Source organism: Massilia consociata (assembly GCF_042432755.1).
GTDB classification, from domain to species: domain Bacteria; phylum Pseudomonadota; class Gammaproteobacteria; order Burkholderiales; family Burkholderiaceae_D; genus Telluria; species Telluria consociata.
Window position 1 is genome coordinate 677,786 of sequence record NZ_JBHLWP010000009.1, and the last position, 13,442, is coordinate 691,227.

Annotated in this window: 7 protein-coding genes; 2 read left to right on the forward strand and 5 right to left on the reverse strand. The window is 69.5% G+C overall.

Features of this window, described 5'->3' with window-relative positions:
• Positions 1-51 precede the first annotated feature (51 nt).
• Positions 52-8,505 (forward strand): Ig-like domain-containing protein, encoded by an 8,454-nt coding sequence (locus ACFFJK_RS10035; protein ID WP_379678970.1) that lies wholly within the window; start codon positions 52-54, stop codon positions 8,503-8,505.
• The gene (locus ACFFJK_RS10040; RefSeq protein ID WP_379678971.1) at positions 8,493-9,515 is read left to right on the forward strand and encodes an SAM-dependent methyltransferase; all 1,023 of its coding nucleotides are present in this window, start codon (positions 8,493-8,495) and stop codon (positions 9,513-9,515) included. The genes ACFFJK_RS10035 and ACFFJK_RS10040 overlap by 13 nt, the downstream gene beginning before the upstream one ends.
• Before the next feature lie 6 nt (positions 9,516-9,521).
• Here the strand turns inward: ACFFJK_RS10040 and ACFFJK_RS10045 are convergent, their stop codons facing one another.
• The 5 genes from ACFFJK_RS10045 to ACFFJK_RS10065 form a co-directional block, all read right to left on the reverse strand.
• Complete coding sequence (locus ACFFJK_RS10045; RefSeq protein ID WP_379678972.1) at positions 9,522-9,995, reverse strand: GNAT family N-acetyltransferase; 474 nt, start codon at positions 9,993-9,995, stop codon at positions 9,522-9,524.
• A gap of 66 nt (positions 9,996-10,061) precedes the next feature.
• Positions 10,062-11,195 carry an FMN-dependent L-lactate dehydrogenase LldD gene (gene lldD / locus ACFFJK_RS10050; protein WP_379678973.1) on the reverse strand — a complete coding sequence of 378 codons (1,134 nt, stop codon included), beginning with the start codon at positions 11,193-11,195 and terminating at the stop codon, positions 10,062-10,064.
• Between the two features lie 167 nt (positions 11,196-11,362).
• Positions 11,363-11,563, reverse strand: coding sequence for a hypothetical protein (locus tag ACFFJK_RS10055; RefSeq protein ID WP_379678974.1), 201 nt, complete (start codon positions 11,561-11,563; stop codon positions 11,363-11,365).
• Between the two features lie 113 nt (positions 11,564-11,676).
• Positions 11,677-12,567 (reverse strand): SMP-30/gluconolactonase/LRE family protein, encoded by an 891-nt coding sequence (locus ACFFJK_RS10060; RefSeq protein WP_379678975.1) that lies wholly within the window; start codon positions 12,565-12,567, stop codon positions 11,677-11,679.
• Positions 12,564-13,415 (reverse strand): LysR substrate-binding domain-containing protein, encoded by an 852-nt coding sequence (locus ACFFJK_RS10065; RefSeq protein ID WP_379678976.1) that lies wholly within the window; start codon positions 13,413-13,415, stop codon positions 12,564-12,566. The genes ACFFJK_RS10060 and ACFFJK_RS10065 overlap by 4 nt, the downstream gene beginning before the upstream one ends.
• Positions 13,416-13,442: the final 27 nt, after the last annotated feature.

A 13,442-nucleotide genomic window follows, 5' to 3' on the forward strand; every position in this document is an offset into this window, starting at 1 on the left:
GCGGCGCCAGCGCCGCCGGGACGTTCCTGTTAATCATTTCTCCCTCCTGCCATGAGCGAGTCCATGCCGTCCCCCACCCTGCCATCCGAAGCTGAAGCGCTTGTGCCCGTCCCTGTGCCGGACGTGATCGTATTTATCGAGACCGACGTACCTGACTATCGATCCCTGCTGGCAGGTCTGGCGCCGGGCACCGAAGTCCACGTGCTCGATCCCGGCGAGGATGGTGTGGCACGCATGGCGCAGGTGCTGGACGGGCGCAACGGGATCGATGCGCTGCATCTCGTTTCGCATGGCAGGGAAGGCGCGGTATCGGTCGGCTCCACGCTGCTGACCGCGGATAGCCTGCCGGCCCACGCCGATGCACTGGCCGTCATCCGTGCCGCGCTTGCTCCGGGAGCCGACATCCTGCTGTACGGTTGCGACGTGGGGGCGGGCACGAACGGCGCTGCCTTCGTCGCGGCACTGGCGCAGGCTACCGGCGCCGACGTCGGCGCCTCGACCAACTCCACTGGCGCTGCGAGCCTCGGCGGCGATTGGGTGCTCGAGCGCACCACCGGCACGATTGCTTCCTACAAGCCCTTCTCGCTGGACGCGCTCGGCAGCTATGCCGGCGTCCTCGGCACCCCAGGCACTTATGGCACCGCGAACGGGACCTATGAGTTTGGCGGCGACATCGGCGCCCCCGATTCCGGCGGTACCGGTTTCGTCAGCTATTCGGACAAATTCGTTATCAGCAACGGCGTCATGGACGGCGGTCCAGGCATGATCTGGTACGACAGTGGGGTCAGTTCCAGCGCGACGATGGTAATCAAGGCAGAAGGCGGCTCGATCACCAAAACCTTTACCTTCCAGGACCTGACGTTCTCATTTCCAGCCTGGGGCAACAGCAACATCTCGCTGTATTCACTAAACGCTCTGTCGATCATTACCAAGAACGTTGACAACCGCGAAACGATCCATACCATGACCGGCTCGTATGCCCCAGGAACGACAACGCCGTTCACGGCCAGCTCGGTTATCAATAACAACAGCCTGTTCACGGATACGGGTGTCGTGTCGGTCACCGTCAACTGGACTATAGCCGCCGATCCGAAATACCCGAACACACCGGGCCTCGAGGCGTCCAACTTGGATTTTCGCAGCATCAGGATCGCCGACGTCAGCGCCACCAATCCCCCGGCAGCGCCGAGCGCGCCCGACCTTGCGGTCGGCTCGGACACCGGCATCTCCGTCACCGACAACATCACCCGGGACAGCCTCCTGTCCTTCAGTGGGACCAGCGCGTCGGCAGACAACGGGGCCCTGGTGCGGGTGTTCGTCGACAGGAACCACAACGGCATCTACGATGCAGGTATCGACGCCACCGCCACGGCTACTACCAGCAACGGTAGCTGGAGCGTTAACGGCATCGACGTCTCGGCCCTGGGCGACGGCAGCTACAAGGTCTACGCCCAGGTCACCTCGGCCACCGGCAACCTCACCAGCACGCGCAGCGCCGCGCTCGACCTCACCCTGGACCGCACCGCGCCGACACTGGCGATCAGCAGCAGCAGGACCATGCTCAAGGCCGGCGAAACCGCCGTCATCACCTTCACCTTCAGCGAGGACCCCGGCTCGACCTTCACCTGGAACGGCAGCAGCGGCGACGTGGTCGTCAGCGGCGGCACGCTCGGCGCGATTTCCGGCACCGGCCTGACCCGTACGGCCACCTTCACGCCGGCCCCGGGCGTGGACGGCGGCACGGCCAGCATCAGCGTGCCCGGCGCTGCCTACGCCGACGTCGCCGGCAACCCGGGCGGCGGCGCCGCCATGCCCGCGCTCAGCTTCGATACCCTGGCCCCGGCCGTGAGCGCGATCACCCGCGTGGGCCCGGCCACCAGCAACGCCACCACGGCAACCTACTCCGTCACCTTCGACAGCAGCGTGACCGGCGTGGACGCGAGCGACTTCCTGCTGAGCACCACCGGCACGGTGGCCGGCAGCATCGCCGCGGTCAGCGGCAGCGGCGCCGCCTACACCGTCACCGTCAACAACATCAGCGGCGACGGCAGCATGCGCCTCGACCTGAGGAATTCCGGCACCGGCATCGCCGACGCAGCCGGCAACCCGGCGGCCGGATTCACCGGGGGCCAAGCGATCGTCTTCGACCACACCGCTCCTGCCGTCAGCTCGGTCGCGGTGCCGGCCAACGCCACCTACCGGGTCGGCGACACCCTCGACTTCACCCTGCATTTCAACGAAGCCGTCACGGTCGACACCGGCAGCGGCACGCCGTCGATCGGCGTCGCGCTCGACACCGGCGGCACGGTGCAGGCGCATTATGTGGGCGGCTCGGGCAGCACCGCGCTGACCTTCCGCTACACGGTCGCCAACGGCCATGCGGACCATAACGGCATCGCCCTGGCCGGCAACATTTCGCTCAACGGCGGCGCGATCCGGGACATGGTGGGCAACGCGGCCGCACTGGGGCTCAACGGCGTCGGCGCCACCACCGGCGTGCTGGTGTCGGCGGTGGCCCCCAGCGTGACCGCGATCGCCCGCGCCGGCGCCGCGCTCACCAGCGCCACCAGCGTCGAGTTCACCGTCACCTTCTCCGAAAGCGTGACCGGCGTCGACCTCAGCGACTTCACCCTCGCCGGCGACGGTGTGAGCGGCGACCTGGTCTCGCTCAGGGGCAGCGGCAGCACCTATACCGTCACCGTGGACAACATCAGCGGCGACGGCGTCCTGCGGCTGGACCTGAATGCCGGCGCCACCGGCATCGTCGGCGCCAGCGGCGAAGCCATCGCCGGCGGCTACAGCGCCGGCCAGGTCTATACGGTCGACCAGACCGCGCCGGTCCTGGCCAGCCCCGTCTCGCTCTCGGACACGGCGCTCAGGATCGGCGACAGCGCCACCGTCACCTTCAGCTTCACCGAGGCCGTGGCCGGCTTCACCGCCGCCGACGTCACTGTGCCGAACGGCACGCTGCTGAATCTGTTCTCGGGCGATGGCGGCCGCACCTGGACCGGAACACTGGTCCCGCAAGCCGGCGCCAGCGCCGCCGACAACGTCCTGACCCTGGACTACGCCGGCATTACCGACCTGGCCGGCAATGCCGGCGTGGGCGTCGCCTACAGCGAGAACTACCGGGTCGACACCGTGCGTCCCTCACTGGCCAGCGGCATCGCGATCTCCGACACGACGCTGGCCATCGGCGGCAGCGCCACGGTCAGCTTCGTCTTCACCGAGGCGGTCACCGGTTTCACGGCCGCCAATGTGAGCGTACCGAACGGCACGCTGTCGAACCTGGCATCGAACGATGGCGGCATCACCTGGACCGCCACCCTGCTGCCTGGCGCGGGCGCCACCGACGCCGGCAACGTCCTTACCCTGGACTACAGCGGCATCGCCGACCTGGCGGGCAATCCGGGGACCGGCACTGTCAGCAGCGGCAATTACACGGTCGACACCGTGCGCCCGTCCCTGGCGTCGAGCATCGCCATTTCCGATACGGCGCTGCGTGCCGGCGACAGCGCCACCGTCACGTTCACCTTCACCGAAGCAGTCGCCGGCTTCACGTCCGACGACGTCACCGTCCCGAACGGCACGCTGTCGAACCTGGCCTCGAACGACGGCATCACCTGGACCGCGACGCTGGTCCCGCACGCCGGCACCAGCAGCGCCGCGAACGTATTGACCCTGAGCTATGCCGGCATCAGCGACCTGGCCGGCAATGCGGGCGTGGGCACCGTGGACAGCGGCAACTACACGGTCGACACCATGCGGCCGAGCCTGGCCTCTCCCATCTCGATCTCCGATACGGCGCTGAAGATCGGCGACGGCGCGACCGTCACGTTTACCTTCACCGAGCCGGTCTGGGGCTTCACGGTCGACGACGTGACCGTCCCCAACGGCACGCTGTCCGACCTGAGCTCGTTCGATGGCGGCGTCACCTGGACCGCGACCCTGCTGCCGGCCGCCGGCGCCAGCGCCACGGACAACGTGTTGACCCTGGACTACAGCGGCATCGCCAACCTCGCCGGCAACGCCGGCGTGGGCACGGCCAGCAGCCCCGGCTACGCGGTCGACACCGTGCGGCCAAGCCTGGCATCGAGCATCACGATCTCGGACACGGCCCTCAAGATCGGCGACAGCGCCACCGTCACCTTCGCGTTCTCCGAGCCGGTCACCGGTTTCACCGTCCACGATGTCACCGTGCCCAACGGCACCTTGCAGGACCTGGCCACGAACGACGGCGGCCTCACCTGGACCGCGACCCTGCTGCCTGCCGCAGGCGCCACCAGCGCAACCAACGTCCTGACGCTGAACTATGCGGGCATCACCGACCTCGCCGGCAACCCCGGCACCGGCACCGCCACGGGCGGCAACTACGCGGTCGATACCGTGCGGCCAAGCCTGGCCTCGTCCATCACGATTTCCGATACCGCCCTGAAGATCGGCGACGGCGCCACCGTCACCTTCACCTTCACCGAAGCGGTCGCCGGCTTCACGGCCGACGACGTGACCGTCCCGAACGGCACGCTGTCGAACCTGGCATCGAACGATGGCGGCATTACCTGGACCGCAAGCCTGCTGCCCGCTGCCGGCGTGGTGGACGCCACCAACGTCCTGCGCCTGGACTATGCGGGCATCACCGACCTGGCGGGCAACGCGGGCGTCGGCACCGTCGACAGCGCCAACTACGCCGTCGACACGGCCGTGCCGCTGCTGGCCTCGCCCATCGCGATCTCCGATACCGCACTCAAGGCGGACGACAGCGCCACCGTCACCTTCACCTTCACCGAAGCGGTGACCGGCTTCACGGTCGACGACGTGACCGTGCCCAACGGCACGCTGTCGAACCTGGCGTCGAGCGATGGCGGCATCACCTGGACCGCAACCCTGACACCTGCTGCCGGCGCCAGCGGCGCCGGCAACGTGCTGACGCTGCACTATGCGGGCATCGCCAACCTCGCCGGCAACGCCGGCGTGGGCACGGCCAGCAGCCCCGGCTACGCGGTCGACACCGTGCGGCCAAGCCTGGCTTCAAGCATCACGATCTCGGACACGGCCCTCAAGATCGGCGACAGCGCCACCGTCACGTTCACCTTCACCGAGGCGGTCGCCGGCTTCACGGTCGACGCCGTGACTGTAGCGAACGGGTCGCTGTCGAACCTGTCCACCAGCGACGGGGGCATCACCTGGACCGCCACGCTGGCGCCGGATGCCGGCGTTAGCAGCGCCGGCAACGTGCTTACCCTGGACTATGCCGGCATCAGCGACCTGGCAGGCAATGCGGGCATCGGAAGCGCCACCAGCGGCAGCTACGCGGTGAACACCGTGCGTCCGAGCCTGGCTTCGTCCATCACGATCTCCGACACGGCCCTGAAGATCGGCGACAGCGCCACCGTCACGTTCACCTTCACCGAGGCGGTGACCGGCTTCACGGTCGACGACGTGACCGTGCCCAACGGCACCCTGTCGAACCTGGCGTCCGGCGACGGCGGGGTCACCTGGACCGCGACCCTGCTGCCCGCCGCCGGCGCCAGCGCCGCCGGCAACGTGTTGAGCCTGGACTACGGCGGCATCGCCAACCTGGCCGGGAACACCGGCGCGGGCACCGCCGCCAGCGCCAGCTACGCGGTCGACACCGTCGCCCCCACGCTCGCCATCACGGCCAGCGCGTCGGCGCTCAAGGCCGGCGAGGCGGCGACGATCACCTTCACCTTCAGCGAAGACCCGGGCACCAGCTTTGCATGGGACGGCGCCAGCGGCGACGTTGTCGTGAGCGGCGGCACCCTGGACGCGATTTCCGGCACCGGCCTGACGCGCACGGCCACCTTCACGCCCACCGCCGGCATCGACGCGGGCACGGCCGGCATCACCGTGGCCGCCGGGCGCTACCAGGACGCGGCCGGCAACCCGGGCGGCGCGGCCAGCATGCCTTCGCTGTCCTTCGACACCCGCGCGCCGGACGCGCCGCAACTGGCGCTGGACCAGGACACCGGCAACGCCGGCGATCGGGTCACCAGCGACGGCACGGTACGGGTTTCGAACCTGGAAGCCGGCGCACGCTGGGAATACAGCCTCGATGGGGGCACGAACTGGCTCACCGCCAGCGGCGACACCTTCGACACGGGCGGCGACGGCCAGAAATCGGTCCTGGTCCGCCAGACCGACGCGGCCGGCAATCCGAGCCAAGCCAGCGCCGCGCTGGAATACACGCTCGACACGCTCGCGCCGACCGCCACCGTCACGCTGTCGGACACCGACCTGGGCATCGGCGAAACGGCGCAACTGACGGTGCGCTTCAGTGAAGCCGTCAGCGGCTTCACCGCCGCCGCGGTCACTGCGCCGAACGGAACCCTGGGCAGCTTCGCCAGCAGCGACGGCGGACGCACCTGGATCGCGACCTTCACGCCCGCTGCCAACACCACGGTAGGGGCAAACACCGTCACGGTCAGCCTGGCGGACGTGAGCGACGCCGCCGGCAACCGCGGCGCCGGCAGCATCGTCTCCGCGCCGTATGCGGTCCGGACCACCCCGGCGCTGTCGGAACCGCCGCCCGTGCAGGCCACGGTCGACGGCGTGCCGGTCCTTGTCACGACGGGCCCGGCCGATCCGGTCACGGGCATTTCCAGCACGGTGGTGACCGTGCCGGTCACCGGCGCGGCGCGCGCGGACGATCCGGCTTCCGCCCACGGCAACCTGGCCGACATCCCGCTGGGCCTGGGCACGGCGAACGGACCGCGCACCGAACTCCTGGTGAGCCTCCCGACCGGCACCGGCATGCAGGCCGAAGGCCCGTCGGCCCTGCTGAACAATGCCCAGGCCCTGCTCGACCTGATCCGCCGCATCGAGAACAAGACCTCGGCAGGATCCAGCACCCAGGCCGACATGAAAGGACAGGGCAGCGGCTTCCTCGCCGGCCTGGCGCCGACGACGGTACTGGAGACCAAGACACTGGTGCTCACGAGCGAGCCAGGATCGGCCGCGCCACAAACCATCCTGATCAACGGCAGTTCGACCACGCCTGCCAACGGTGGCCAGAACGCCACCGCGATCGGCCTGGTGATCGACACCACCGCGCTGCCGGCCGGCAGCGTGCTGCAACTGAACAACGTCGACTTCGCCGCCATCGTCGGCGCCGCCACCCTGCGCGGCGGCGAGGGCCGCAACCACGTCACGGGCGACGACGCCAGCCAGAACATCTTCCTCGGCGCGGACGACGACGTGCTCTCGGGCGGCGGCGGTGACGACATCATCGGCAGCGCCGGCGGCGACGACGTGCTCGACGGCGGCGACGGCAACGACATCGTGGTGGGGGGCATCGGCAACGACTTCCTGATCGGCGGCGCCGGCGACGACGTGCTGCAAGGCGGACGCAGCAGCCAGGGTGCATGGCAGTTCTACCTCGACGCCAACGGCACCCTGAGCTCGCGCCACGAGACCGTGCTGTTCGCACCGGGCCAGCATGAAACCGTGCCGCTCGCCGAACTGAACGCCTCAGCCGCCGGCCTGTCGTTCCTGGGCGCGGAGAAGGCTTCCTTGTCCTCGCTGTCGCTCCTGTACCACGCCGCGTTCGGCCGCGCGCCGGACCTGCCGGGCCTGACCTACTGGGCCCACGGCGGCGCTGCGACCGACACCGTGGCCCGGCTGTTCCTGGAATCGCCGGAATGGCCGGCCGCCCATCCCTCCCCGCTGTCCGACACGGCCTTCGTGGAAGTCCTGTACCACAACGCGCTCGGCCGTGCGCCCGACAGTGCCGGGCTGGCCTACTGGAGCGCGCAGCTGGCAGGCGGCGCCGCGGCGCCCGCCATGAGCCGCGCCCAGGTGCTGCAGGCGATCGCCCAGAGCGCCGAGCACAAGGAGGTGTGGAACACGCCGAACGGCTACCTGATCGGCGAGGCCACGGTGGGCGTCGAGAACGACTGGATCGCCGGCAGCGGCGACGACCGCCTGTTCGGCGGTCCGGGCAGCGACGTGCTGGTGGGCGGCGACGGCATCGATACCGCCGTATATACCGGCAAGACGGCCGACTACAAGTTCATCATCGATCGCCAGGGTCACCTGAAAGTGGCCGACAAGGCCAACAGCGACCTCGACCAGCTGTTCGGCATCGAAAAGGGCGAGTTCGACGATGGGACGCTCGATCTGGGCTTCCTCCAAGGGAACCTGACGACGCTGAAACAGATTGGCCTGCTGTACCAGACGGTGCTCGACCGCGCGGGCGACATCCCGGGTTTCCAGTGGTGGGTAGAGCAGAACCTCGACAAGACCCGGCTGGTGGAGGGTTTCGTCGGGTCGGAAGAGTACAAGGCGCGCTACGACGGGCTCAGCGATACCGCCTTCGTCCAGGCGCTGTACGACCACTCGGGCCTGGACGGCAGCGCAGCCGGCGGCCAGGCGGGCTGGGTGAACTACCTGTCCACCCACACCCGGGCCCAGCTGATCGGAAGCTGGATCGAGATGGACGAGGTCACGAACGCCCAGTTCGCCGGACACGGCCTGTGGCTGGTCTGATGCCTGCGGCCACTACCGCGTCAACGCAGCTCGGCCCGGTGCGCGAGCTCGCCCGCGCGATCCTGGCGGCCGGTCCCGACCTGCGCGAGGCCATCGGGCCGGTCGAGGAACTGCGCCTGCTGGCCGAACGCCTCTCGGGCATGGACATGACGGTCCGGCTCAACGTCGGCGACGGCCAGACCTGGCTGCCCTCCGGCCTCGCGGTATCGCCCGTGACGGCAGCCCTGTGCGCGCGCGAGTTCCTGAGGAGCGCCGCTTTCATTCAGGGCGCCGCCAAGGCGCTGGAACAGGCGGCGGCACACTGCGGCGACAGGCCGGTGCGGGTGCTGTATGCCGGCTGCGGTCCGTTTGCCTTCCTGCTGCTGCCCCTGTTGGCCTTGTGGCCGGCGCATCGGGCGCAATTCACCATGCTCGACATCCATGAAGCGGCGCTGGCGCCGGCGCGCGCACTGGTGTCGGCCCTGGGCCTGGAGGCCGGCGTGGCCGCATGGGTGCGGGCCGACGCCGCAACGCTTCGTCTCGACCCGGCCGCCTTGCCGGACGTGATCGTGAGCGAAACCATGAGCGCAGCGCTCAAGCACGAGCCGCAGGTCGCGATCGTGCGCAACCTGCTCGGCCAGGCGCCGCATGCCCTGATGGTGCCGGCCGAAGTGCGGGTCGGTTGCGCGCTGTGCGAGCGGCCCGACAGCAGCGCACCCTGGCGCGAAGCGGCCATCCTGGGCCGGGTGTTCACGCTGGATGCCGCCGCGGCGGCGGCCTGGGACGCGGCACCAGGCGCGACGCTGCCGGGGAGCACGATCACCCTGCCGGCCGTGCTCGCACCGCACAACACACTGCGCCTGCTGACCGACATTGTCGTCTTCGACGACATCGTGCTGGGACAGGGCGACTGCAGCCTGAACACGCCGCGCTTCCTGCCCGGAAAACCGGGCTTCGCGGGTAGCCAGCGCCTGCAATTTTCCTACCGGCTGGGAGCCGATCCGGGCATCGACTGGACAGTCGCACCCTGAGCCTGGCTAGGCGCGCCAGCGCAGCTGCAGGCTGGCGGCGTCTTCGCCTTCCACGGCGAAGCCCAGCGCCAGGTACAGCCGGCGCGCGCCGGCGTTGTCCTTGCGTACCCCCAGCGTCACGTCGCGCCCTTCCAGGGCCGCCTGCCGCTGCAGGCGGCGCAGCGCCTCGCTTGCCACGCCACGCCCGCGCGCCCACGGTATGACCGCGATATCGACCACCCGCAGGGCGCCGGCGGCGTCGGCCGTGACCAGGCGGCCCGCCGCGATCCCGTCCAGTTCCAGCACCTGGTACAGCGCATCGGGATAGCTGTTGCGATAGCCGGCCGCCTGCGCCTGCTGCTGCATGGCGACGATCGCGTCGATGTAGCGCGGATCGGCAAGCATCGCCTGCAGGTCGGCGCGGGTGGAGCGGTACAGCTCGACGAAGAATGCCTGGTCGGCCGGTCCGGCGGGCCGGATGTGGAGCGGGACGGAAGTCATGGCAGCCATGTCACGATACTGAGCATTTGGACACAGTATCACAGCCATCGCCCGGGTGCAGGACGCTCAACGCGCCAGCAGGTGCGGCCCGATCTCGCGCACCGATTGCACGCCCGTCAGGACCATGTTGGTGCGCAAGTCCTTTTCCATGATGGCCAGCAGGCGTTCGACTCCGGCCTGCCCCTGGGTCGCCAGCGCATACACGAAGGCGCGGCCGATCAGCACCCCGTCGGCGCCCAGCGCCAGCATGCGGAACACATCGGTGCCGGTGCGCACGCCGCCGTCGGCGAAGATCGTCATCTGCCCTTTCACGGCCTCGGCGATCGAGGGAAGCGCGTGCGCGCTGGACGGGGCGCCGTCCAGCTGGCGCCCGCCATGGTTCGACACCACGATGCCGTCGGCGCCGAAGGCCAGCGCATCGCGCGCATCTTCCGGGTCGAGGATGCCCTTGATGACGAGCCTGCCCTGCCACTCGTCGCGTATCCACTGCAGGTCCTGCCAGGCGATGCCCGGGTCGAAGTTCGCGCCAAGCCAGCCGATGTAGTCCGCCAGGCCGGTGGCATTGCCGCGGTAGGCGGAGATATTCCCGAGGTCGTGCGGACGGCCGAACAGGCCCACGTCCCAGGCCCAGCGTGGACGCGTCATGGCCTGCAGCACCCGCCGCAGCGGGCCGTTGGGGCCGCTCATGCCGCTATGGGCGTCGCGGTAGCGCGCGCCGGGCACCGGCATGTCCACCGTGAACACCAGGGTCGTCGAGCCCAGCTCCCAGGCGCGCCGCATCACGTCGCGCATGAAGCCGCGGTCCTTCAGCACGTACAGCTGGAACCAGATCGGCTTCGAGGCCTGCGCCGCCACCTCGGACAGCGGGCAGACCGAGACGGTGGACTGGATGAAGGGGATGTTGCGGTGGCAGGCGGCGCGCACCGCCTGCACCTCGCCGCGGCGCGCATACATGCCGGTCAGGCCGACCGGGGCCAGCGCGATCGGCAGCGCGTATTCCCGGCCGAACCACTTCACCCCCAGGTCCAGCTGCTCGGAGCCGCGCAGCACACGCTGGCGCAGCCTGACCGCCTGCAGATCGTCGACGTTGCTGCGCAGCGTCTGCTCGGCGCCGGCGCCGCCGTCGAGGTAGTGGAACAGGAAAGGCGGCAGCCGGCGGCGTGCCGCTTCGCGAAAGTCGGTGGCGGACGAAATGATCATGAAAGGTGGATGTGCGAATCGGATCCACACAGTGTATGCCGGGGGGCGCCTGAGCGTCCATCTTCCTCTGATTGTGGCCCGAAGGCGTGCCCGGCGCCAGGCCGGAACTCACGAACATCACCGAGCCGCCCCCGACGATGTACCCGGCCGCACGCCGGAACCCGGCTCTAGGACACGAGCCCGGCAAACGCCCGGGTTGCCAGCGTAACCGCCTGGACGATCAGCTTCGTGCCGAACCATGCAAGCACGACGATCATGGCCAGCTGGATGATGCGCAAAGGCAGTTCGTGGCCGCGCCAGCGGCGGCCGAAGCGCAAGGGGCGCTGGAACGGGATGGGAAGATGCAGGGATGCCGGCCGAAGTTTCATGATGGTCTCCACTTCAAAGCTCTTGTCTTGTCGAGGCCAGCATACTCCTTGATCGGCCCGGCTGCAAACGCGCGGGCCGTGGTCGTGCGCGCGCCGTCCGGATGACCGCCGGCTCAGCCGAGGGCCAGCACGTTGTGCGGCAGGCCCGGCGTATCGACGCGGAAGGCGAACAGGCCGCCGGCCAGCGGCTGGGCGGCGCGCTGCTCCGGCGACAGGCCCTTCCACGCCGTGGTGACGTAGGCAGTGCACAGGTCGTCGCCGCCGAAGGCCAGCTTGGTGATGTTTGAACACGGGAAACGGACGGCGCCCACCAGCCGCCCGGCGGCCGTATACCGCTCGATGCGGCCGGCGCCGAACAGCGCGATCCACAGGTGGCCCTCGCTGTCGACCGCCATGCCGTCCGGACGACTGCCTTCCGGCAGCTGGAGGAAGACGCGCTTGTTGGCGAGCAGCCCGCCGGCGCGCGGGTCGAAGGCGAGGTCGAAAGCGTATACGCGGCGCAGCGGCGTGTCCGTGTGATACAGGGTCCGGCCGTCCGGGCTGATGGCCGGGCCGTTGGTGATGATGTAGCCGTCGTCGGCGCGCGCCAGCGCGCCATCCCGGTCGAGCCGGTACAGCGCGCCGGTCGGCCGCACCTGGCCGTCGTCCATCGAACCGAACCACAGGTTGCCGCCGGCATCCACGTAGCCGTCGTTGAAGCGGTTGCCCGGCAGGTCTTCCTCGACCCTGCGCAAGGGCGTGAACTCGCCGGTCGCCTCGCTCATGCGGTACAGGCCGTCTTCCAGCGCGCAGACCAGGCTGCCGCTTGCTGCCGGCACCACGAAGCCGGGCTGGCCCGGCGCTTCCCAGCTGCGCCGCCGGCTGCCGTCCGCGGCGCAGCGGTGGATGCGCCCGCCCTTGATGTCGACGAAGTACACCGAGCGCGTCGCCGCATGCCACAGCGCGCCCTCGCCCAGGTGGGCGCCAGCGTCCCAGATGCATTCCGGTTCCATCAAGCGGTTCATCGGCGCAGCTCCGCCATGATTTTCTCGGCCATGAAGTCGCAGGGCGGACGGCGCGACTTCGTGCTGCGCGCGAGGATGACCTCCAGCGCATCGATCTCCGGCAAGCCCTGCGCCTGGCCCAGCAGGCTCAGATGCGCCGGGACCGCACAGCGCGCCAGCGGCGCGATCGCGAGCCCCGCCTCCACCATGCTCAGCAGCCCCATCAGGCTCGGGCTCTCGTACGAGGTCCGGTAAGGGATCGCGGCGCGCTCCAGGCTGCGGATCGCGTTCTCGCGCGCCACGCTGCCGGGCAGGAAGACGGCGATCGGCAACGGCCGCTCGCGCCAGATCTCGTGCACGCTGGGCGAGGCCGCCCACACCATCGGCTCGAAGCGGACGAACTCGCCGGACAGGCCTTTCACGCGCGTGGCGCAGACCAGGTCCACCGACCCGTCCTTCACCATCGGCGCGAGCGCCACGCTCGGCAGCCCGACCACCTGGATCTCCACCTTCGGATAGGTGGCGGAAAACTTCTTGAGGATCGGCGGCAGCAGCGAGGACGCATAGTCGTCGGGGACGCCGAGAACCACGCGCCCGGTCACGTCGGGCCGGACCACCGCGGCCCAGGCTTCGTCGCGCAGCGCGAGCATGCGCCGCGCGAAGCTCAGGAGCACTTCGCCGTCCTGCGTCGGCGTGACGCTGCGCGAGCGACGCACGAACAGCGGCTTGCCGAGCGCGTTTTCGAGGGTCTTGATCTGCATGCTCACCGCCGATTGCGAACGGTGCACGACTTCGGCCGCGCGGCTGATGTTGCCGGTATCGGCCACCGCCACGATCATGGCCAGGACGTCCAGGTCGAGTGCTTTCAAGGGTATCGGCTCGGCTCGTGAAAAAAG